Source organism: Streptomyces sp. NBC_01723 (assembly GCF_036246005.1).
In the GTDB taxonomy this organism is placed as follows: Bacteria; Actinomycetota; Actinomycetes; order Streptomycetales; family Streptomycetaceae; genus Streptomyces.
This window is the reverse complement of the sequence record NZ_CP109171.1, coordinates 3,885,316-3,906,751: the sequence shown is the minus strand read 5'-3', so window position 1 is coordinate 3,906,751 and position 21,436 is coordinate 3,885,316. Positions and strand designations below refer to the sequence as shown.

The 21,436-nt window shown below is 74.2% G+C and carries 17 protein-coding genes, 4 tRNA genes and 1 other RNA gene; 11 read left to right on the top strand and 11 right to left on the bottom strand.

Features of this window, described 5'->3' with window-relative positions:
• Positions 1–211: 211 nt before the first annotated feature.
• Both OIE75_RS17935 and OIE75_RS17930 read right to left on the bottom strand, forming a co-directional pair.
• Positions 212–802 carry an HhH-GPD-type base excision DNA repair protein gene (locus OIE75_RS17935; RefSeq protein WP_329471463.1) on the bottom strand — a complete coding sequence of 197 codons (591 nt, stop codon included), beginning with the start codon at positions 800–802 and terminating at the stop codon, positions 212–214.
• Between the two features lie 24 nt (positions 803–826).
• On the bottom strand, positions 827–1,552 hold the full coding sequence (locus OIE75_RS17930) for a siderophore-interacting protein (protein ID WP_307013615.1): 726 nt from the start codon (positions 1,550–1,552) through the stop codon (positions 827–829).
• A gap of 83 nt (positions 1,553–1,635) precedes the next feature.
• Here OIE75_RS17930 and OIE75_RS17925 point away from each other — a divergent pair, with 83 nt between their 5' ends.
• The 5 genes from OIE75_RS17925 to OIE75_RS17905 all read left to right on the top strand — a co-directional run bounded on the left by OIE75_RS17925 (position 1,636) and on the right by OIE75_RS17905 (position 7,622).
• A complete protein-coding gene (locus OIE75_RS17925; RefSeq protein ID WP_329471462.1) occupies positions 1,636–3,765 on the top strand; it encodes a penicillin acylase family protein in 2,130 nt (709 codons plus the stop codon).
• Positions 3,758–4,378 carry a GNAT family N-acetyltransferase gene (locus tag OIE75_RS17920; RefSeq protein WP_329471461.1) on the top strand — a complete coding sequence of 207 codons (621 nt, stop codon included), beginning with the start codon at positions 3,758–3,760 and terminating at the stop codon, positions 4,376–4,378. Before OIE75_RS17925 ends, OIE75_RS17920 begins: the two co-directional genes overlap by 8 nt.
• On the top strand, positions 4,375–4,866 hold the full coding sequence (locus tag OIE75_RS17915) for a cupin domain-containing protein (protein WP_307013610.1): 492 nt from the start codon (positions 4,375–4,377) through the stop codon (positions 4,864–4,866). Before OIE75_RS17920 ends, OIE75_RS17915 begins: the two co-directional genes overlap by 4 nt.
• On the top strand, positions 4,863–5,639 hold the full coding sequence (locus OIE75_RS17910; protein ID WP_329471460.1) for an SDR family NAD(P)-dependent oxidoreductase: 777 nt from the start codon (positions 4,863–4,865) through the stop codon (positions 5,637–5,639). Before OIE75_RS17915 ends, OIE75_RS17910 begins: the two co-directional genes overlap by 4 nt.
• Positions 5,640–5,843: 204 nt before the next feature.
• Complete coding sequence (locus OIE75_RS17905; RefSeq protein ID WP_329471459.1) at positions 5,844–7,622, top strand: copper resistance CopC/CopD family protein; 1,779 nt, start codon at positions 5,844–5,846, stop codon at positions 7,620–7,622.
• Positions 7,623–7,710: 88 nt separating this feature from the next.
• Here OIE75_RS17905 and OIE75_RS17900 read toward each other — a convergent pair.
• Positions 7,711–7,798: transfer RNA gene (locus tag OIE75_RS17900), tRNA-Ser, on the bottom strand.
• 74 nt (positions 7,799–7,872) lie between these two features.
• On the opposite strand from OIE75_RS17900, the gene ffs reads away from it, so the two are divergent.
• From ffs to OIE75_RS17870, 6 genes are all read left to right on the top strand, one after another.
• Positions 7,873–7,967: signal recognition particle sRNA small type (gene ffs / locus OIE75_RS17895), an RNA gene on the top strand.
• 47 nt (positions 7,968–8,014) lie between these two features.
• Complete coding sequence (locus OIE75_RS17890; RefSeq protein ID WP_329471458.1) at positions 8,015–10,318, top strand: DNA polymerase III subunit gamma and tau; 2,304 nt, start codon at positions 8,015–8,017, stop codon at positions 10,316–10,318.
• Between the two features lie 120 nt (positions 10,319–10,438).
• Positions 10,439–11,692 (top strand): phosphoribosylamine--glycine ligase, encoded by a 1,254-nt coding sequence (purD, locus tag OIE75_RS17885; protein WP_329471457.1) that lies wholly within the window; start codon positions 10,439–10,441, stop codon positions 11,690–11,692.
• A 306-nt stretch (positions 11,693–11,998) separates the two neighbouring features.
• On the top strand, positions 11,999–13,855 hold the full coding sequence (locus OIE75_RS17880; RefSeq protein ID WP_329471456.1) for a hypothetical protein: 1,857 nt from the start codon (positions 11,999–12,001) through the stop codon (positions 13,853–13,855).
• 175 nt (positions 13,856–14,030) lie between these two features.
• On the top strand, positions 14,031–15,491 hold the full coding sequence (locus tag OIE75_RS17875; RefSeq protein WP_329471455.1) for a N,N-dimethylformamidase beta subunit family domain-containing protein: 1,461 nt from the start codon (positions 14,031–14,033) through the stop codon (positions 15,489–15,491).
• An 88-nt stretch (positions 15,492–15,579) separates the two neighbouring features.
• Positions 15,580–16,479 (top strand): phosphoribosylaminoimidazolesuccinocarboxamide synthase, encoded by a 900-nt coding sequence (locus OIE75_RS17870; protein WP_329471454.1) that lies wholly within the window; start codon positions 15,580–15,582, stop codon positions 16,477–16,479.
• Positions 16,480–16,539: 60 nt separating this feature from the next.
• On the opposite strand, the gene OIE75_RS17865 is transcribed toward OIE75_RS17870, so the two are convergent.
• The 8 genes from OIE75_RS17865 to OIE75_RS17830 all read right to left on the bottom strand — a co-directional run bounded on the left by OIE75_RS17865 (position 16,540) and on the right by OIE75_RS17830 (position 21,177).
• Positions 16,540–16,612 (bottom strand) — tRNA-Gly (locus OIE75_RS17865).
• Positions 16,613–16,635: 23 nt separating this feature from the next.
• Positions 16,636–17,250, bottom strand: coding sequence for a response regulator transcription factor (locus OIE75_RS17860; RefSeq protein WP_163015893.1), 615 nt, complete (start codon positions 17,248–17,250; stop codon positions 16,636–16,638).
• Entirely contained in the window at positions 17,247–18,515 is a 1,269-nt protein-coding gene (locus OIE75_RS17855) for a sensor histidine kinase (protein ID WP_329474010.1), read from the bottom strand. Before OIE75_RS17855 ends, OIE75_RS17860 begins: the two co-directional genes overlap by 4 nt.
• 47 nt (positions 18,516–18,562) lie before the next feature.
• The gene (locus OIE75_RS17850; RefSeq protein WP_307013570.1) at positions 18,563–19,375 is read right to left on the bottom strand and encodes an ABC transporter permease; all 813 of its coding nucleotides are present in this window, start codon (positions 19,373–19,375) and stop codon (positions 18,563–18,565) included.
• On the bottom strand, positions 19,372–20,364 hold the full coding sequence (locus OIE75_RS17845; RefSeq protein WP_307013568.1) for an ABC transporter ATP-binding protein: 993 nt from the start codon (positions 20,362–20,364) through the stop codon (positions 19,372–19,374). The genes OIE75_RS17850 and OIE75_RS17845 overlap by 4 nt, the downstream gene beginning before the upstream one ends.
• Positions 20,365–20,507: 143 nt before the next feature.
• Positions 20,508–20,580, bottom strand: a tRNA-Gly gene (locus tag OIE75_RS17840).
• An 80-nt stretch (positions 20,581–20,660) separates the two neighbouring features.
• A tRNA-Gly gene (locus tag OIE75_RS17835) sits at positions 20,661–20,732 on the bottom strand.
• A gap of 127 nt (positions 20,733–20,859) precedes the next feature.
• Positions 20,860–21,177, bottom strand: coding sequence for a histone-like nucleoid-structuring protein Lsr2 (locus tag OIE75_RS17830; RefSeq protein WP_064728688.1), 318 nt, complete (start codon positions 21,175–21,177; stop codon positions 20,860–20,862).
• Positions 21,178–21,436: the final 259 nt, after the last annotated feature.

Sequence of the window (21,436 nt, the reverse complement as noted above, 5' to 3'; positions counted from 1 at the left end):
GGCGGAGAGCCGCGTACAGCGAGAAGGGGTCGTGTCGGGGGGTGTCCGCCCGCGGCGGTTGGCGCGACAACGAGCGTCGCTTCTGTGGCCGACCGATTCGCGCCGTTCCGAGGACGGACACCCCCCGGCGCGACCCCGACCCAGGACGCAGCACACCGCGCAACGCGCACCCCCGCCGAAGCAGCCACAGGCCGCCGCAGGCATCCCACCCCTACGTGCCGGCGGCCTTCGCCTTGGCCGCCGCCTTCATCTCCTGCTTGTGCGCCCGCACCTTCGTCAGCGACTCAGGCCCCGTGATGTCCGCGACGGAGCGAAACGCGTCCGCCTCCCCGTACGCACCGGCCGCCTCCCGCCACCCCTCGGGCCGTACGCCCAGCTGCTTGCCCAGCAGTGCCAGGAAGATCTGCGCCTTCTGCTTGCCGAACCCCGGCAGCTCCTGGAGCCGCTTCAGCAGCTCCGCCCCCGTCTCGATCCCCCGCCACACCCCCTCGGCGTCACCGTCGTACGTCTCCACGAGGTACCGGCACAGCTGCTGGATGCGCCCCGCCATCGATCCCGGGTACCGGTGCACGGCCGGCTTGTCGGAGAGCAGCGCCGCGAACCCCTCGGGGTCGTACGCCGCGATGTCGTGCGCGTCCAGGTCCTCCGCGCCCATGCGCCGCGCGATGGTCGACGGCCCCTTGAACGCCCACTCCATCGGCACTTGCTGGTCGAGCAGCATGCCGACGAGCGCGGCGAGGGGACTGCGGCCGAGGAGTTCGTCGGCCTCGGGGTCCTGGGCGAGGTGCAGTGTGACGTCCATGCCCCGATGATCGCGCGTACCGGCTCAGGACGCGCGCCAGTACCCCAGCGCGTTCACCCGCTGCTTGGGCAGCCCCAGCTCCTTACGGGCGTACGAGGCCAGCGCCCGCGTGGTCGCCGTGTCGCACGCGATCCAGACGTACGGCTCGTCCCCGGCACCCCGCACCAGCTCCGGCAGCTCCTCCTTCACCCGGGCCACCAGATGCGCCCCCGCGTCCCGGCGCGGCACCGCCCGCACCTCGTGCCGCCCGGGGTCCGTACGGAAGGGCAGCCCGTCCGCGTCCCCCTCGAACCAGATCGTCGCCGGCACCGGCCCCAGCGCGTCGAGCAGCGAGTTCAGCGCGGGCAGCGACGCCGGATCCGCGACGGCGAACACACGCGAGGGGGCGGGCTCCGGAAAGTCGAACCCGGTTCCCTGGACCGTCGCCTCGATGGTGTCCCCCGGCTTCGCCGCCCGCGCCCAGTCGCTCGCGCACCCCTCGTGCAGGGCGAACTCCATGCTGAAGGTGCCGGCCGCCGCGTCCGGGTCGACCAGCGTGTAGCCCCGCTGGTGCGGCTTGCCCGCGTTCTCGAACCACAGCCGCACCCACATCGTCGGGTGCACCCCGGTCGCCGCCAGCATGCCGCCGTCGGTCAGCCGCAGCCGCCGGAACTCCGGGGTCACGTCCTCCGCGTCCGTCACCGTGAACTCGAAGTCCTTCGCGCGCATCAGCTTGAGGACCGCGCCCTCCCAACCCCGCCCCTGCCCCATCGTTTCTTCACCCTTCACGTACTATTCGGCCACCACGGCAATACTTAGGTGAGCCTAACCTAAAGGAAAGTAGAGGCACAGGGGTGAGCGCCGAGACATACCGCGACGCCTGGGGGATCCCCCACCTGCGCGCGGACAGCGCGGACGAACTCGCCCGCGCCCAGGGCCGCGTGACCGCCCGGGACCGGGCCTGGCAGCTGGAGGTCGAACGGCACCGCGCCCAGGGCACCTCCGCGTCCTTCCTCGGCCCCGAGGCCCTCTCGTGGGACCGCCTCGCCCGGCGGGCACGCCTCGCCGACACCGCCCGCCGCTGCTACGCGGCCCTGGAGAAGAACGACCCGGAGACGGCCGCGTGGGTGCGGTCGTACGTCGACGGTGTGAACGAGGGCCTCGCCGAACCGGGAACCACCGCCGACACGGCCCGCCCCCACGCCCCCGAATTCACCCGCACCGGCCTCACCCCCGGCCGCTGGGAACCCTGGACCCCGCTCGCGGTCTGGCTCGCCACGCACATCCTCTTCGCCGGCTTCCCCGCCAAGCTCTGGCGCGAGCACATCACCACCCGTCTCGGCCCGGAGGCCGTCGCCCTCTTCGCCACCGACGGCCCGGGCACCGCCGGCAGCAACGGCTGGCTGGTCAGCGGCGACCGGACCACGACCGGGCACGCGATCATCGCGGGCGACCCGCACCGCTGGATCGAGGACCCCGGCGTCTACCAGCAGATCCACCTGTCCTGCCCGGAGTTCGACGTCGTCGGCCTCGCCGTCCCCGGCGTCCCCGGCATCGCCCACTTCGGCCACACCGGAACGGTCGCCTGGGCCATCACCAACGCGATGTCCGACTACCAGGACCTGTACCAGGAGCGACTGCGCCGCACCGGCGCCGGAGTCGAGGCCCTGGGTCCCGACGGCACCTGGCACCGCGCCGCCCGGCACACCGAACTGATCCGGGTCGCGGGGGAGCCGGGGGAGCCGGGGGAGAAGGCCGAGGAGACCGTAGAGGTGGAGGTCATCGAGACCGACCGTGGCCCGGTGATCGCCGGCGGCCCCGAGGGCCTCGACGACGGCACCCCGGCCGCCCTCAGCCTCCGCTACCCGCCCCGCGTCACCGCCGACCTCGGCTTCGGCGCCCTGCTGCCCCTGCTCCGCGCGCGCAGCGTCGCCGACGTGGACCGGGCCCTGGACGCGTGGGCGGAGCCGGTCAACGTGGTGCAGGCCGCCGACACCGAGGGCGGGCTGCTGCACCGGGTGGCCGGACGCGTACCGGTACGACCGGACGCCAACCGCCTCCGCCCGGTACCCGCCTGGGAGCCCGGCCACGAGTGGGACGGCTGGCACACCCCGCCCCGGGCCGGCCTCACCGACGGCGTCGCCGTGATGGCCAACCAGCGCGGCCCCGCCACCCCGCTCGGCATCGAGTTCGCCCCGCCGCACCGCGCCGACCGCATCACCGCCCTGCTCGCCACGGAGGAGCGCTGGTCGGCGGCGGACATGCCGGCCATCCACATGGACACCCACCTCGGGTCGGCCGCCGCCCTCCTCGACCTCCTCGCCACCCTGGACGGCCTGCCCCCCGAGGCCGCCGCCCTCCGCGACCGACTCCTGGCCTGGGACCGGCACATGGACGCCGACAGCGCCGACGCGGCCCGCTACGCCGCCGTGCGCACGGCCGTCGTACGGCGGCTGGCGGCGCACCCGGTCCTCGCCCCGGCGTCCGTGCCGCCCGCGTACCCCGAGGTGCTCCAGCCGTGGCTCGCGCTCGTGCCGCGCGTCGGACACGCCCTCGAGCACCTGCTGCGCGCGGAGGAGCTGTACGGCATCGACCGCGCCGCCGCCGTCCGCGCCGCGCTGGAGGAGGTCGCCGCGCGGCCCCCGGCCGGCACCTGGGGCGACACCCACCGCCTCGCCGCCTGGCGGGCGCTGCCGGACACCGCGTCCACCCCCGCACCCGGCCCGCGGCTCTCCGGCGACCACGACTGCGTCCTGTGCACGTCCCCCGTGCCCGGCGTCACCGACCGAGCCGCCCGCGGCCCCGCCGCCCGCTACGTCTGGGACCTGGCCGACCGGGGGAACAGCCGCTGGACGGTACCCCACGGCGCCTCCGGCACCCCCGGTTCGCCGCACCACCAGGACCAGCAACGCCTGTGGCTCGGCGGGGACCTCGCCCCCGTGATCACGGACTTCGGCCAGCTCACGAAGGAATCACATGCCTGACCCCCGCACACCCTCGTACGCCACCCGCACCCCCCTCCACGAGCAGCGCCTCGACGGCTTCGGCACCGTCCGCGTCCTCCCCCTCGACGCCGCCGAGGACGCCGACGTGATCCACCGCTGGGTGAGCGAGGAGCGTGCGGCGTTCTGGGGGATGACGGAACTGACGCGGGACCAGGTCGAGGCCGTCTACGCGCACATGGACGCCCTCGACACCCACCACGCCCACCTGGTCGTCAAGGACGGCGACCCGGTCGCCCTGCTCCAGACCTACGAGCCCGGGGCCGACCGGGTGAGCGAGTGCTACGACGTCGAGCCCGGCGACATCGGCGTCCACCTGCTGCTGGCCCCGGCCGGAGCGCAGGGCGCCCGGCCCGGCTGGACCGCCGCACTGGCCGGGGCCCTCATGGCGTACGTACTGCTGGGCCTGGACCGGACCCGGATCGTGGTCGACCCGGACATCGGCAACGAGAAGGCGATCGCCCGCTTCCTGAGGCAGGGCTTCACCGCCGGCCCCGCGGTCGTCCTGCCCGAGGTCGGCCTGCCGGACGTCCACCTGCCCGAGAAGAAGGCGCAACTCGCCTTCCTCCGTCGGGAGGTAGCGTTCCCGGCGTGACTTCGCCGCCCACCGCAGAGGACCTGATCGCGCACTACGGACTGGAGCCGATCCCCCGCGAGGGCGGCCTGTTCCGGCGTACCTGGGCAGGCCCCGAAGGCCCGGACGGACGCCCCGCGGGATCGGCCATCGTCGCCCTGCTCACCGCCCGCCCGGGCGACTTCTCCGCACTGCACCGCCTGCCCACCGACGAGGTCTGGCACTTCTACCTCGGCGATCCGCTGGAACTGCTGCTCCTCTCCCCCGACGGCGGCACGCGTACGGCCGTACTGGGACCGGACGTCCTGGGCGGCCAGCACGTGCAGTTCACGGTCCCCGCCGGCACCTGGACGGGCGCCGGCGTGGCGGCCGGCGGCGCGTGGACGCTCTTCGGGTGCACGATGGCGCCCGGATTCACCTACGGGGACTACGAGCACGGCGACGCGGCCGACCTCACGGCGCGCTATCCGGACCGGGCCGCGCGGATCGTGGAACTGTGCCGCCCATGAACCCGCACACGCGGCTCCTCGACGGTCAGGTGGCGCTCGTCACGGGCGCCGGCGGCTCCATCGGCCGCGGCATCGCGCTGCGGTTCGCCGAGGAGGGCGCGGCGGTCGCGCTGCACTGCCGTACGTCCCTCGCGGCGGCGCGGGAGACGGCCGGCCGCGTCCGGGAACGCGGCGGGAGCGCCACCGTCCTGCGGGCCGACCTCACCGACGAGGACGCCGCCCGGCGCCTGGTCGAGGAGGCCGCCGACTGGGGCGGCGGACGGCTGACGGCGCTGGTCAACAACGCGGGTGTGCAGCCGCTGCGGGACCTGCCCGGCATGACGGCCGCCGAGTGGCGTGCGGTCGTGGACACCAACCTCACCGGCGTCTTCGCCTGCACCCAGGCCGCGGCCGGGATCATGCGGGCCCAGGACGGCGGCGGCTCGGTCACCCACATCGCCTCCATCGAGGCGTCCGCCCCCGCGCCCGCCCACGCGCACTACAGCGCCTCCAAGGCGGCGGTGGTGATGCACGCCCGTTCGGCGGCCCTGGAGTACGGCCCGTGGGGCGTCAGGGTCAACTCCGTCTCGCCCGGCCTCATCGACCGCGAAGGGCTCGACGAGGCGTGGCCGGAGGGCGTACGGCGGTGGCGGCTGGCGGCGCCCACGGGACGGCTGGGGCGCCCGGAGGACGTGGGCGACGCGTGCGTGTTCCTCGCCTCGCGGCTGGCGTCCTGGATCACCGGCCACGACCTCGTGGTGGACGGCGGGGTGACGGCACGCCCGTCGTGGTGAGGATCCGCGGGGCGGGCGGGTGAGCGGGGCGGCCTCCGGGTCCGTACGTATCCCCGAGGCAGTGGGTCCCGACGACGGAGATGCGACGTGAGGTGTGTGGGCGGTGCACGCGCTGGAGCCCGAGGGCGGGGAGGCAGGCCGGACCGGCGGGCGGGAGGGGAGCACCGGGACCGCCGGCCGGACCGGGGAGGAGTCCGGCGGCTGGTGCTGCTGGGCGCCGTGCTGGTCCTGCTCCTCCTCGGCGGCGCGGGCCCCGCGTCCGCCCACGCCGCCCTCAGCTCCACCGACCCCGGCGACGGAACCGTCCTCCAGCGGGCCCCCGGCCACGTCACCCTGACCTTCAGCGAGTCCGTCGGCCTGCGCGACGACTCCTTCCGCGTCCTCGACCCCGGCGGCCACCGGGTGCGCACGCGGGAGGCCGGTCACGCCGACGGCCGCTCCGACACCGCCCGCGTCGGTCTGCCCGCCGAGCTGGGGGAGGGCACCTACACGGTGGCCTGGCGGGTGGTGTCGGCCGACAGCCACCCCATATCCGGTGCCTTCACCTTCTCGGTCGGCCGGCCCTCCACGACGACCGCGGCGGTGGACACGGGCCCCTCCGAGGACCCCCTGACCGCCACCCTCAACAAGGTCGCCCGCTACCTCTCCTACCTCGCCGCCGCCCTGCTCATCGGAATCGCGGCCTTCGTCGTCCTGTGCCGCCCGCCGGACTTCTCCGCACTGCGCCGCCCGCTGGTCGCCGGCTGGTGGACGCTGCTGGGCGCGACGCTCGCCCTGCTGGTGCTGCGCGCCCCGTACGAGGCGGGCACGGGACCGGCGGACGCCCTGGACGCGGGCGCCCTCGCCGACACCCTCACGACCCGCCCCGGCGGGCTGCTGCTGGCCAGGCTGGTGCTGCTCGCGCCGGTGGCGCTGTTCCTGGTGCGCGTGGGCCGCGCGGACCGCCACCGGGAGCGCCGCCCGCCGACCGCCGCCTCGGGCGCCGTACTCGCCCTCGCCCTCGCGTTGACCTGGGCCGCCGCCGAGCACGCCTCCGCCGGCATCCAGGTGCCGCTCGCGGTGACGTCCTTCGTGCTGCACCTGCTGGCCACGGCGGTCTGGCTCGGCGGCCTCGTCGCCCTGCTCGTGACCCTGCGCGCGGCGCCGGACGCCGCCACGGTCGCGCGCTTCTCGCGCGTCGCCCTGGTCTCCGTGACCGTCCTGGTCGCCACCGGCGTCTACCAGTCCTGGCGCGGCCTCGGCTCCTGGCAGGCGCTCACCGGGACGACGTACGGCAGGCTGCTGCTCGCCAAGGTGGCCCTGGTGACCGTACTGCTGGCCGCGGCGGCCGTGTCCCGGCGCTGGACGGCCGCACTGGCGACGGCCCGGACGCCGGTACGGCAACGGGAGCGCGAGCGGGCACCGGAACCGGTCCCGGCCGGCGGCCCACCCCCTCCGGCGCCGGCGCCCGTCGAACCTGCGCCGCCCGCCCCCGACGACCCCTCCACCGCCGCGGACGACCTCCGCCGCGGACTGCGCCGCTCCGTCCTGGCCGAGGCGGTCGTCGCCGCCGTCGTCCTTGTGGTCACGACCGTGCTCACCAGCACCCTGCCGGGCCGGGCGGCGGACGAGGCGGCGCGGGCCGTGCCGGCCGGCGGGGTGCTGCCCGCGTCCGTCACCACGATCCCCTTCGAGGTCGGCGGCTCCGGCCGCGGCACGGTCCAGATCACCCTGGACCCCGGCCGCACCGGCGACAACGCCGTACAGGCCGTGGTCTTCGGCCCCGACGGCGCCCTGGCCGCCGTACCCGAACTCCGCCTCTCCTTCACCCTCCCCGACAAGGACGTCGGCCCCATCGAAGCGCGACTCGTCGACCGGGGCGGCTACTGGAGCGCCAACACCCTCGCCCTCCCCCTCCCCGGCACCTGGACCATGCGCACGACGGTCCGCGTCTCGGAGATCGACCAGGTGAGCGCGGAGCGGCGGATCCGGATCGAACGATGACGGGCGGCCGGCCCGAGTGGCCGGCCACAAAGTCGAAGGGCCCCACCGCGAACGGTGGGGCCCTTCGACTTCGTGCCCGGTGAGGCACTGGCGGAGGATACGAGATTCGAACTCGTGAGGGGTTGCCCCCAACACGCTTTCCAAGCGTGCGCCCTAGGCCTCTAGGCGAATCCTCCGCCGAGAACATTACATGACGTGGAGGAGTGCTTGCGAACTCGTTCTGAGCGCCCCGCATCGGGTAACGTGTGGCCCAGCCCCTCACGCGGCGCTATCTGACTGAACTCCCCCAGGGCCGGAAGGCAGCAAGGGTAGGTTGGCTCTGGCGGGTGCGTGGGGGGCGTTCGCGTTCGCGGGCGGTCCGGTTGTCAGTGGACGCCTATAACCTCGTATGCGTGTCGTCTCTCGCGCTCTACCGCCGTTACCGCCCGGAGTCCTTCGCCGAGGTCATCGGGCAGGGGCATGTCACCGACCCGCTGCAGCAGGCGCTGCGGAACAACCGGGTCAATCACGCGTACCTGTTCAGCGGTCCGCGCGGATGCGGCAAGACGACCAGCGCCCGGATCCTGGCCCGCTGTCTGAACTGCGAGCAGGGCCCCACCCCGACCCCCTGCGGCGAGTGCCAGTCGTGCCAGGACCTCGCGAGGAACGGGCCGGGGTCCATCGACGTCATCGAGATCGACGCCGCCTCGCACGGAGGCGTGGACGACGCCCGCGACCTGCGCGAGAAGGCCTTCTTCGGGCCCGCCCGGAGCCGGTACAAGATCTACATCATCGACGAGGCCCACATGGTCTCCCCGCAGGGCTTCAACGCCCTGCTGAAGGTCGTCGAGGAGCCCCCGGAGCACCTCAAGTTCATCTTCGCGACGACCGAGCCCGAGAAGGTCATCGGGACCATCCGCTCGCGCACCCACCACTACCCCTTCCGCCTCGTGCCGCCCGGCACCCTGCGCGACTACCTCGCCGAGGTCTGCGGCAAGGAGCAGATCCCGGTCGCGGACGGGGTGCTGCCGCTGGTCGTCCGGGCCGGCGCGGGGTCCGTCCGTGACTCGATGTCCGTCATGGACCAGCTCCTCGCGGGCGCCGGCGCGGACGGTGTGACGTACGACATGACCACCGCCCTGCTCGGCTACACGGACGGCTCGCTGCTCGACTCCGTCGTCGAGGCGTTCGTCACAGGGGACGGCTCGGCCGCCTTCGGGGTCGTGGACCGGATCATCGAGGGCGGCAACGACCCGCGGCGCTTCGTCACCGACCTGCTGGAGCGCCTGCGCGACCTGGTGATCCTCTCCGCCGTGCCCGACGCGGCGGAGAAGGGGCTCATCGACGCCCCCGCCGACGTCATCGAGCGGATGCAGGCGCAGGCGCGGTCCTTCGGCGCCGCCGAGCTGAGCCGTGCCGCCGACATCGTCAACGAGGGGCTCACCGAGATGCGCGGCGCCCAGTCGCCCCGTCTCCAGCTGGAGCTGATCTGCGCGCGCGTGCTGCTGCCCGCCGCGTACGGCGACGAGCGGTCGGTGATGGCGCGCCTGGACCGGATCGAGCGCGGTGTGCAGTTCTCCGGGGGCGCGGGCGCTCCTGCCATGGGGTACGTGCCGGGGCCCGAGGCGCACAGCGGTGGCGGGGGCGCCGCCGCTCCGGTCGCGCCCGGCGGCGGGCCCGCGGCGGCCCGGGCGGCCGTACGGGCACCGGGTGGCGCGGCGGCTCCGACGACCGGTGCCGGTCCCGGGGAGGGCGAGGGCTCCCACGGTGGTGGGCAGCAGCCTCATGCCGCACCGGCACCGGCACCCGCTCCCGCCGCCGAACCCTCGGCTCCGGCTCCGACCTCTACTCCCACTCCCACTCCCGCCCCCGCCGCCGAGCCCGGCCCCGCCTCCACGCCGGGTGCCTGGCCGACCGCGGCCCCCGCCGGTGGCGGGCGACGGCCGGGAGGGTGGCCCACGGCGGCCCCGGCGGGCGGCGGACAGGCCCGGACATCGGCCGCTCCCGGCCCCGCCGCGCCTCCGCCCGCCGCTTCGGCGCCCGCACCGGCCGTCTCCACGCCGGCGCCCGCCTCCCCACCGCCGGGCGGAGGGGTCGACCCCCGATCGCTCTGGCCCAACATCCTGGAGGCGGTCAAGAACCGCCGCCGGTTCACCTGGATCCTGCTCAGCCAGAACGCCCAGGTGACCGGCTTCGACGGCACCTCCCTCCAGATCGGCTTCGTCAACGCCGGTGCTCGCGACAACTTCGTGAGCAGCGGCAGCGAGGACGTGCTGCGCCAGGCCCTGGCCGAGCAGTTCAACGTGCAGTGGAAGATCGACGCGGTCGTCGACCCCTCGGGCGGTTCGGCACCCCCGCCTCCCGCCGGGCCCTCGGGCGGTTCCGGCGGCGGGGGCGGGGGATTCGGCGGCGGAAGTGGCGGCGGTGGCGGTGGTGGTGGCGGTGGCTTCGGGGCCGGTGCGCCCGCCCCGCGGCCGTCGGCGCCCGCGCCCGCCGCCCCGTCGCCCGCCGCGCCCGCTCCGGACTCCGGCCGCTCCTCGGCCCCGTCCACCACACCCGCTCCCCGCCCGCCGGCGCCCGAGCCGCGCCAGGTCTCCCCCGAGGACGACATCCCCGAGGAGGACGACCCGGACCTCGACGAGTCCGCGCTCTCCGGCAGGGACCTGCTGGTACGGGAGCTGGGAGCGACGGTCGTCGAGGAGATCGCGCACGAGTAGGAGCGGAGGGCGCGGGTGCGTCACGCCGCGCTCGGCCTGGAGGAAGCCACAAGGCCGCGCCGCCCCGTCCTTCGGAAGCCCGCACAAGGGGCCCCGGTCCTTTCCCATTAGGCTGGCCCCGTGAAGGTCCTTGTCATCGGCGGCGGCGCCCGCGAACACGCCCTGTGCCGTTCCCTGTCCCTCGACCCCGACGTGACCGCGCTGCACTGCGCACCCGGCAACGCCGGTATCGCCGAGGTCGCCGAACTGCACCAGGTCGACGCCCTCGACGGCGCGGCCGTCACCGCGCTGGCCGGACGCCTCGGTGCCGAGCTGGTCGTGGTCGGCCCGGAGGCGCCCCTGGTCGCCGGGGTCGCCGACGCCGTGCGCGCGGCCGGCATCCCGGTCTTCGGCCCCTCCGGGGAGGCCGCCCGGCTGGAGGGCTCCAAGGCCTTCGCCAAGGACGTCATGGCAGGCGCCGGCGTCCCCACCGCCCGCTCGTACGTCTGCACCACCCCGGCCGAGGTCGACGCGGCCCTCGACGCCTTCGGCGCCCCCTACGTCGTCAAGGACGACGGGCTGGCCGCCGGCAAGGGCGTCGTCGTCACCGATGACATCGAGGCGGCCCGGGCGCACGCCGCGGCCTGTGACCGCGTCGTCATCGAGGAGTTCCTGGACGGCCCCGAGGTCTCCCTCTTCGCCGTCACCGACGGCGACAACGTCCGCCCGCTCCAGCCCGCCCAGGACTTCAAGCGCGCCCTCGACGGCGACGAGGGCCCCAACACCGGCGGCATGGGCGCCTACTCGCCGCTGCCGTGGGCCGACCCCAAGCTGGTCGACGAGGTCGTGGAGAGCGTGCTCCAGCCGACCGTCGACGAGATGCGCCGGCGCGGCACCCCGTTCTCCGGGCTCCTCTACGCCGGTCTGGCGATCACCTCGCGCGGCGTCCGCGTGATCGAGTTCAACGCCCGCTTCGGCGACCCCGAGACCCAGGTCGTGCTGGCCCGCCTGCGGACCCCGCTGGCCGGTCTCCTGATGGCCGCCGCCACCGGCAACCTCGCCGACCTGGAGCCGCTGCGCTGGAGCGACGACGCGGCCGTCACCGTGGTCGTGGCCTCCCACAACTACCCCGGCACCCCGCGCACCGGCGACCCGATCACCGGCCTCGCCGAGGTGGCCGACCAGGACGCCCCGCACGCCTACGTCCTGCACGCCGGCACCCGCGCCGAGGGCGACGCCGTCGTCAGTGCCGGTGGCCGCGTCCTGTCCGTCACGGCCACCGGCACGGACCTCACCGAGGCCCGCGACCGCGCCTACCGGGCCGTCGCCCGCATCGGCCTCGACGGCTCGCAGCACCGTACGGACATCGCCGCGAAGGCCGCCGCGGGCGCCTGACCGGCCCCGCGGGACCCGCCCGCGCACCGCAACCCCACAGGCCCCGGCTCCGTCCCCGGAACCGGGGCCTGATCCTTGCAATCCGTCATCCACCTTTCCCCAAAGCCATTCCATCGAGTGACCGATAGTCCATACGGCTGACGGGCACGAAGGCCCCAACTATGGTGCCGCGCAAGCGTTCCGGCACATGGCCCACCGACATTGCGATGTCAGTGGCGGGTGCCACAGTGGGGGAGTGGGCACCAGCAGACGAGCAGTGGACGAGCCAGGACAGACAGGACGTCGATGAGGGGGTGAGGTCCGGCCGTGACCGGTACCGGTGGTGAGGAGATGGGCGCGCGAGCCGCGCGTTCCCGGGCGTTGGCCGTGCTGCGCGTCCGCAGCCGCGCGCTGGCCGTCGCCCTGTTGCCCGCTGCCCTCGCCGTGATCCTGCTCGTGGGCGGCTCCACCGGGCGCCTGGTGGGCGCGGGCTGGGACGCCGCCCGCTGGGTCGTGTCCGTCCTCGCGGTGCTCGTGCTGGCGGCCGCGGCCGGAGTGGCCCTCGTCGTGGCCCGCTCCCGGCCCGCCGTCACCCCCACCGTCACCATCGCCGAGGAGTCGGCGCCGGACCTCTACCGGATGGTGCGCGACCTGGCCGACCGGCTCGACGTGCCCGCCCCCTCCGCGATAGCGCTCACGCCGGACTGCGACAGCTGGCTGGAGGACCGCACCCACCCGGCCCACGGACCGCCCGCCCGGGCGGCGGAGCGCGACGTCCCGGCCGTCCCGGGCGGCTCCGCCCGCCCCCGCGGCGCCTCCGCGCCCGTGCTCGTCATCGGCTCGCCCTTCCTGTGGTGGATGCGCGTGGGTGAGCTGCGCGCCGTCCTCGCCCCGGTCGTCGCCGGCACGGGACCCTCGGCGCACCCCGACATAGCCGCCGCCCGCCGTTTCATACGCGGCCTGGACGCCGCGGTGGCCGTGGCCTCGGCGGACCGGCGCAACCCGCTGTCCCGGGCGGCCTGCGCGGGCCTGGGCCGGGTGTCCCGGCTGCTGCTGCGCAGTTGCCGGGTGCACGCGGCCGAGATGGAGCGCGGCGTCGCGTCGGCGGCGGCCGAGCGTGCACAGGCTGTGGACTACGGGCTGCGGATCGTCGCCCAGGAGCAGGTCGGGCTCGCCTACGCGGGCTGGGACCGGCTGCTGACCCGGGTGGCGCTGCCCGCCTGGCGGATGGGCCGCTGGCCCGCCCGGCTGGACGTGGGGGTCGTCGCCGCCCTCACCGAGCTGTCCCGCCGCGACCGGCTGGCCGAGGGCTTCGCCTCGCGCCTGGGGGAGCGCCCCGCCTGCGACCTGCTGGAGGAGCCCGGCGCGATGGACGAGGCGGTCTCGCTGCTCACCGCGCGCCTCTTCCACGGCGGGCCCGAGACCGGTCCGGACTGGTCGCCGGTGGACTGGGACGAGTATCCCGAGGAGGTCGTGGACCGCACCTGGCGCACGGACGCGGCCCGCCTCCACCGCGTCCTGGACACCCTGGGCGTCCGCCGCGCCGCCGAGGGCGCCGCCCCGGGCACCGAGGGCCCGACCCTGGCCCGCGTCCTGGACCACCTGACGACGGGCACCGCGACGCCCGCCGACGCCCCCCGGCCCACCGGGGACGGGGACGCACCCTTCCCGGCGCCCGCCCAGGGCGGCCCGGAAACCGACCCGCACCCGGCGGCCACCGGCCCCGCCCACCCCGAGGACGACGACGACCTGGCGGGCACCACCACGCGCGGAGCCGCCCTCGCCGCCGGACTCAGTGCCCAGCTGGCCCGCGAGGAGGCCGCCGCACAGCCCACCGGAGCCGGCGCCGGAGCCGCCACCACCCCCTCGGCCGCCGTCGGACCCGACGCCGCCCTCTGGGACGACCGCGCGCTCCCCCTCTTCCCCCTGCAACCCCCGCGCACCGGCCGCGAGATCCTCACCGCGCACATCACCGCGATGGTGTGCTGCGCGGCGATGGACACCGCCGGCGCGGCCCCGGGCCTCGACTGGCTGGACGGGCCGTCGCTCCTGTTCGACGGAGCCCGCGCCGCCGACCTGGCCCCCAGCGTGCTCAGCCTGGTCGAGTCCGGCGACCCGGGCCCCCTGCGCGCCTGGATGACCGACCTGGGCATACGCCCGGAGAAGCCGGTGCGCCTGGTGTGACGCGCCCGGACGGACCGTCCCGCCGAATCGGACCCCCCAATTCCACTTACGGCCGCTTCGCGACGAACAGTGACCGCACGCGTGCGACATGTGATGTGCTGGGACCGAATCGAGCGCAGGGCAAGGGCGTTCGTCGTACGCATGACCACGGGGGCACGAGGGAGGGGGCGGTCCCATGGGGTCCGAGCAGATCCGCCGCTGGGAGTCGGGAGCACTCGCGCACGCCGTGACGGACCCCTTCGGACAGGGGCCCCTCCCGTGGCTGCGCGGCGGCGAGACGTACTTCGGCGACACCGGCCAGGTCGTCGCCTGGTACGCGGACCAGGACACCGTTCCCGCCCAGCGCGGCGGCCCGCGCGCCGCCGACGACGTCCGCCGCCAGATCAAGGGCTTCACCGCCACCGGCGCCGCCGCCCCCGGCGAGGCCGTCGACTTCCACATCACCGTCGACCCGCCGCAGCAGTTCAGCGTCGACGTCTACCGGATCGGCCACTACGGCGGCGACGGCGCCGCCAAGATCACCACCAGCCCCCGCCTGTCCGGCATGGTCCAGCCCCCGCCGCTCACCGCCGACCGCACGGTCTCCTGCCACCACTGGTGGCTCTCCTGGCGGCTCCAGATCCCGTCGTACTGGAGCATCGGCGCCTACGTCGCCGTCCTCACCACCGCCGACGGCCACCGCTCCCACGTCCCCTTCACGGTCCGCGACAGCCACCCGGCCGACCTGCTGCTCCTGCTGCCGGACATCACCTGGCAGGCGTACAACCTGTACCCGGAGGACGGCCGCACCGGCGCCAGCCTCTACCACGCCTGGGATGAGGAGGGCCGGCTGCTCGGCGAGGCGGACGCCGCCACGACCGTCTCCTTCGACCGGCCGTACGCGGGCGCGGGGCTGCCGCTGCACGTCGGCCACGCCTACGACTTCATCCGCTTCGCCGAGCGCTACGGCTACGACCTCGCCTACGCCGACGCCCGCGACCTGCACTCCGGCCGGATCGACCCGGCCCGCTACCGGGGCCTGGTCTTCCCCGGCCACGACGAGTACTGGTCCGCCGCCATGCGCCGCACCACGGAACTCGCCCGCGAGCGGGGCACGTCCCTGGTCTTCCTCTCCGCCAACACCATGTACTGGCAGGTGGAGCTGGCCCCGTCGCCGTCCGGCGCCCCGGACCGCCTGCTGACCTGCCGCAAGCGCCGGGGCCCGGGCCGGCCGACGCTGTGGCGGGAGATCGACCGCCCCGAGCAGCAACTGCTCGGCATCCAGTACGCGGGCCGCGTCCCCGAACCGCACCCGATGATCGTCCGCAACGCGGGCCACTGGCTCTGGGAAGCCACCGGCGCCCACGAGGGCGACCCGATCGAGGACCTGGTGGCGGGCGAGGCCGACCGCTACTTCCCGCGCACCGCGCTCCCCGCGCACGACGAGCGGGTCCTGCTCGCCCACTCCCCGTACACCGACGCGCACGGCGCCCGGCGCCACCAGGAGACCTCGCTGTACCGGGCCCCGTCGGGCGCCTGGGTCTTCGCGTCCGGGACGTTCGCGTGGTCCCCGGCCCTGGACCGCCCCGGCCACGTCGACCCACGCGTCCAGCGCGCCACCGCCAACCTCCTGGACCGCATCTGCAAACGCGACTGACCGCACACACGGGTACTGCCCCGCCCGTCGCCCTCCCCGCGACGTACGGGACAATCGACGTACTTGGACAGAACCACGGGGAGGAACCGTGTCCGGATTCGTTGAAAAGCCCGAGCCGATCCAGGTTCCGGGTCTGGTGCACCTGCACACCGGCAAGGTGCGCGAGCTGTACCGGAACGAGGCGGGCGACCTCGTGATGGTCGCCAGCGACCGCATCTCCGCCTACGACTGGGTGCTGCCGACCGAGATCCCGGACAAGGGCCAGGTCCTCACCCAGCTCTCCCTGTGGTGGTTCGACCAGCTCGCCGACCTGGCCCCCAACCACGTCCTGAGCACCGAGCTGCCCCCCGGCGCCCCCGCCGACTGGGAGGGCCGCGCCCTGGTCTGCAAGTCGCTGCGGATGGTCCCCGTGGAGTGCGTGGCCCGGGGCTACCTCACCGGCTCCGGGCTCGCGGAGTACGACCAGACCCGCACCGTCTGCGGCCTCGCCCTCCCCGAGGGCCTCGTCGACGGCTCGGAGCTGCCCGCCCCGATCTTCACCCCGGCCACCAAGGCCGAGGTCGGCGAGCACGACGAGAACGTCTCCTACGAGGAGGTCGCCCGCCAGGTCGGCGCGGACACCGCCGCCGCCCTGCGCCAGGCCACCCTCGCCGTCTACTCCCGCGCCCGCGACATCGCCCGCGAGCGCGGCATCGTCCTTGCGGACACCAAGTTCGAGTTCGGCTTCGACGGGGACGACCTGGTCCTCGCCGACGAGGTCCTCACCCCGGACTCGTCCCGGTTCTGGCCGGCCGACCAGTGGCAGCCGGGCCGCGCGCAGCCGTCGTACGACAAGCAGTTCGTGCGGGACTGGCTGACCTCGGCGGAGTCCGGCTGGGACCGCAGGAGCGAGCAGCCCCCGCCGCCGCTGCCGCAGCAGGTCGTGGACGCCACCCGCGCCAAGTACGTCGAGGCGTACGAACTCCTGACCGGCCTGAGCTGGTCGTAGCGGCCGCGGCCCCTCGGACACGAAGAAGCCCCCGGCCGGAGCCGGGGGCTTCTCACACGGAGCGAACGACGAGGTTCGAACTCGCGACCTCAACCTTGGCAAGGTTGCGCTCTACCAACTGAGCTACGTTCGCACTGCGCCGTGGCGCGTCAGCCACTATACCCAACCCCGCTCCCGTGCGAGGCGCACCGCCGCGTGCCGGTTCTCCGCCCCGAGCTTGCCGGCCGCCGACGACAGGTAGTTCCGCACGGTCCCCTCGGCGAGCGCGGCGCGCTCCGCGATCTCCGACACGGGCGCTCCGTCGGCGGCGTGTTCCAGTACTTCCGTCTCGCGCGCGGTCAGCGGCGAGTCCCCGGCGGAGATCGCGTCGGCGGCCAACTCCGGGTCGACGTAACGGTTTCCGGCGTGCACCGTGCGGATCAGCTCGGCGAGCCGCTGGGCGCTGGTCGTCTTGGGCACGAACCCGCGCACCCCCGCCGCGAGCGCCCGTTTCAGGTGGCCGGGCCGGCCGTGGCTGGTCACGATCAGCACCTTGCAGGCGGGCAGCTCGGCCCGCAGCGATGTGGCGACCTTCACACCGTCGGCGCCGGGCATCTGCAGATCCAGTACGGCGACGTCCGGCGCGTGGGCCCGCGCCATCGCCAGGGCCTCCGGACCGGTGGCAGCCTCGGCGACCACGACGAGGTCGTCCTCCAGGGAGAGCAGGGCGGCCAGGGCGCCGCGGATGAGGTGCTCGTCGTCGGCGAGCAGCACGCGCACGGGGTCCGTCACGACGCCACCTCCCGCGCGGCCGGGGTGTGCGGTGGCAGCGGCACCTCGGCCGTCACCCGGAACACGCCCTTGCGCACGGTCCCCGCCTCCAGCGTCCCGTCCACCACGGACAGCCGCTCCCGCAGCCCGGCCAGCCCGGAACCGCCGGTCCCGGCGGGCGCGTCCGCGTCCGCGTCCGCCGAGGGACCGGTGCCGTCCGGGACCCCGTCGTTCTCCACCGTCAGCACTACCCGCCCTTCCGGCATCCGCACGGCCACGGCCACCCTCTTGGCGTCCCCGTGCCGCAGTACGTTGGTGGTCGCCTCCCGCACCACCCAGCCCAGCGCGGACTGCACCTCGGCGGGCAGCCCGGCCGTATCACCGGTGACCTCCGCCACGATGCCCGCCGCCGAGAGCACGCCCCGGGCACCGGCCAGCTCGACCTCGAGGTCGACCTCCCGGTAGCCGCGTACGACGTCCCGGACCTCGCGCTGCGACTCCTGCGCGATGCGCTGCGCCTCGATCATCTGCTCCACCGCCTCCGGCCGCCCGCGCCGGGACAACTGGACGGCCAGTTCGCTCTTGAGCGCGATCACCGCCAGGTTCCTCCCCATCACGTCGTGCAGGTCCCGGCCGAACCGCAGCCTTTCCTCGGCCACCGCGAGCCGGGCCCGGGTCTCCTTGGCCTCGTCGAGCGCGTAGACCGCCTTGAGCAGCCAGACGGAGAACACCGCGGTGAAGGCGAGGAACGCCCCGCCCACCACCAGGGCGCACGCCGTGATCAGCGCGCTGAGCCAGGACAGACCCAGCGCGAAGGCCACGAGCCCCGCGCCGACCGAGAAGCCGACGACCAGCCCCATGACGCGCCGCCGCCGGTCGTGCGCACCGAGGGCCAGCACGCCGACGCCGAAGCCCTGCACTCCCACGAAGACACCGAGGGCCGCCGAGTCGACCTCCGCGCCCCGGGGCCCGTGCTCCACGAGAGCGATCGCGGCGATCGCGAGGAGGGCGGTGACCGCGCCGAGCGTCCACAGCCGCCGTACCGGCCACGGCCGGCGGCCGAGGGTCCAGTCCAGGGCTCGTGAAGCGGTCGCCATGCACACCGCGGCGTGCGCGACGACCATCAGGGACAGCGCGGTCGCGAGTCCCGGCCCCACCTGGCCGTAGGTCGCCAGGCCGATGCCGCCGATCTCGCACACCCCGAAGAAGTGGAACGACCACCGCGTGTACGTCTCCACCTTCTCCGGCGTGTTCTTCCGCCGCCACCATCCGCCTGGCCTGCGCATCCGCCCGCCGCTCCCGCTCATCCCGTACGTCTCGCCCGTCCCGTACGTCAGTGCCGTGGCTCCCAGCGGAACCACCGTCGTACAGCAAACACCGCGACCACGGTCCAGGCCACCGCCGTCACCACGGCGCCCAGCGCCTCGCCGCCCGACAGGTCGCCGGTCCAGCCGCCGCGCACCAGGGTGATCACCGGCGTCATCGGCAGCAGTTCGCAGACGGCGGCCAGGCGGTCGGGGAGCAGTTCCAGCGGCACGAACATGCCGGAGCCGAGCATCGAGACGAACATGAAGGGCAGCGGGGTGACCTGCGCGCTCTCCCCGGTCCTGGTGAAGCTCGCGCTGACCCCGGCGAGCGCGGCGCACAGCACGAGACCGAGCAGCAGTCCGAGGACGGAGAGGTGGACCGCGGACGGCGCGGACAGGTCGAGCAGCACGGCGCAGCCCACGGCGAGCAGCAGGGACTGCACGAGCCCGCTGAGCAGGGCGGGGGTCGCGGATCCGGCGAGGATCTCCCCGTCGCGCAGTTCGCCGGTGCGCAGCCGCTTGAGGACGAGTTCCTCGCGGCGGACGACGAAGACGCCGACGAGGGCCGAGTAGACGGCGAACAGCAGGGAGAAGCCGATGGCGGCGGGCAGGACCAGCGTGCCGGTGGTCAGTCCGGCCCCGGCGAGGTCCATCTCCTTGGCCGCCGACTTCACGCTGAACGGCAGCACCAGCGGCACGAACAGGGCGGCGAACAGGGTGCCCTTGTTCCGTCCGAGCAGGGTGAGTTCGGCGCGGGCGAGGGCGGTCATGCGCGTCCTCGGCGTGCTGACCGGGGTGTTCACGGCGGGTGCCGCGGCCCGGGTGCTGGTGGCGCTCATGTCGCGTACTCCTTCGTCGTCTCGGGAGCGGTTCCGTCGGGCGCCCCGTCGGCGGTCCTCGCGGACACCTCTTTGGCGATGCTCAGGAAGGCCTCTTCCAGGGAGGCCGAGCGGACGTCCAGGCGGCGCAGCTCCACTCCGGCCTGGCCGGCCCACACCAGCAGGTTGGTGGCCGCGCGCTGGAGTTCGCGGGTGCGCAGCCTCACCATCCGGCCCTCGACCTCGTGGCCCTCGATCCCCATGCCGTCGAGCGGGGGGAGGTCGCCGACGAAGTAGCCCGTGGGCAGTTCGAAGGAGATCCGGGACGGCTGTGCGGCGGTCACCTCGGCCGGAGTGCCGGTGGCGGCGATCCGGCCCTCGTGCATGATCGCGAGCCGGTCGGCGAGGTTCTCGGCCTCTTCGAGGTAGTGCGTGGTCAGCAGCACGGTCGTGCCCTGGTCGCGCAGGGCGCTCACCAACTCCCAGGTGTCCCGGCGGCCTTCGGCGTCCAGTCCGGTGCTGGGTTCGTCGAGGAAGAGCACCTCGGGGTCGCCGAGCAGCGCGAGCGCCAGGTCGAGCCGGCGTCGCTGGCCCCCGGAGAGCTGCTTCACGCGGGTGTCGGTCTTCGTCTCCAGGCCGACCAGGTCCAGGACCTCGGCCGGCGGGCGGGCGCCGCTCACGCACCCCGCCCACATGCGGGCCGTCTCGGCGACGGTCAGCTCGGAGGGGAAGCCGCCCTCCTGGAGCATGACCCCGGTGCGGGGGCGTACGGCGGCACGCTCGGTGTAGGGGTCGTGCCCGAGGACGCGTACCCGGCCGCCGGCGGGGGCGGCGAGCCCTTCCAGCAGTTCGACCGTCGAGGTCTTCCCGGCGCCGTTGGTACCCAGCAGCGCGAAGACCTCGCCGCGGCGCACGGAGAAGTCGATACCGCGCACGGCCTCGAACCCGCCCCCGTACACCCGCCGCAGGTCGGTGACCTCAATCACGTGTTCGTGTCCGTTGGTTTGCATGCTTCAAGCCTTCCGGGCATCCGGGCCGCGTAACAGTGCGGGCCGTCATCACCGGACATGACAAATGTCAGGGGTGGAGTCGCCGGGCGTCACCGGGCGCACGAAAAGACCCCGGTCCGTGGAGGACCGGGGTCTGATTCCCGAGCGGACGACGAGGCTCGAACTCGCGACCTCAACCTTGGCAAGGTTGCGCTCTACCAACTGAGCTACGTCCGCATTGCCGCCGACCGGCCTTCACCGATCGGTGCGAGCACCAGCCTACCTGATCCAATCGGGTCATCGGTACGGCGATGCAGAGCGGGTGACAGGAATTGCACACTGCGCCTTCCCCCTGGAAGGGGGATGTTCTACTACTGAACTACACCCGCATGTTCCGTGGGCCCGGCCCTTCGGCCTCGCCCCTCGGCGTGCTCCAGACTTTAGCTGATCACCCGGGGTGCCGCGCAAGTCGGTTGCCGCGAGGGGCGACTGAGCGGCCGTCGGCCGCCGCCGGGCTCACCGGGCCGCGGCGAACGCCTCGTAGACCTTCTTCGGGATCCGGCCCCGCGCGGGCACGTCCATCTTGTTGGCCTGGGCCCAGGCCCGGACCGCCGCCGGGTCCGGCGCGACCTCCGTCTGCCGGTACGCCTTGCCGGACCTCGACCGCTTGCGGCCGGCCGACACGTACGGCTCCAGGGCCTTGCGCAGTTTCCGGGCATTGGTTTCGTTCAGGTCGATCTCGTACATCCGGCCGTCCACACCGAAGGCGATCGTCTCCGCCGCTTCCGAGCCGTCGATGTCGTCAAAGAGAGTGACCACGACACGCTGCGCCACGAATATCGGTCCCTTCGTGCGGCATCTCCGCGATGACGTGCCAAGACGTCGCGATGATGCCGACTGTTCGCCTGTAATTGGGCAAAGTATCGGCTAATGACATTTCATTTGTACAGTGCCCGGCATTGCAATGGGAAGCTCGACTAAATCTCTTGGCGTGTCCGCCGCGCAATAGCTGTCCGGGGTCGATCCGGGATCTTTCCCGAAGCTTTTCTCGGGCGTCCCCCACCGATGCCCAATCGTGATCGGGCTCACGTAG

Excerpts from the sequence above, each read along its gene's own strand:
- OIE75_RS17920 (WP_329471461.1), top strand. The coding sequence starts at position 3,758 with ATGCCTGACCCCCGCACACCCTCGTACGCCACCCGCACCCCCCTCCAC.
- OIE75_RS17935 (WP_329471463.1), bottom strand. The coding sequence starts at position 802 with ATGGACGTCACACTGCACCTCGCCCAGGACCCCGAGGCCGACGAACTC.
- OIE75_RS17850 (WP_307013570.1), bottom strand. The coding sequence starts at position 19,375 with ATGAGCGCCACCAGCACCCGGGCCGCGGCACCCGCCGTGAACACCCCG.
- OIE75_RS17845 (WP_307013568.1), bottom strand. The coding sequence starts at position 20,364 with ATGCAAACCAACGGACACGAACACGTGATTGAGGTCACCGACCTGCGG.
- OIE75_RS17910 (WP_329471460.1), top strand. The coding sequence starts at position 4,863 with ATGAACCCGCACACGCGGCTCCTCGACGGTCAGGTGGCGCTCGTCACG.
- OIE75_RS17855 (WP_329474010.1), bottom strand. The coding sequence starts at position 18,515 with ATGCGCAGGCCAGGCGGATGGTGGCGGCGGAAGAACACGCCGGAGAAG.
- OIE75_RS17875 (WP_329471455.1), top strand. The coding sequence starts at position 14,031 with ATGGGGTCCGAGCAGATCCGCCGCTGGGAGTCGGGAGCACTCGCGCAC.
- OIE75_RS17930 (WP_307013615.1), bottom strand. The coding sequence starts at position 1,552 with ATGGGGCAGGGGCGGGGTTGGGAGGGCGCGGTCCTCAAGCTGATGCGC.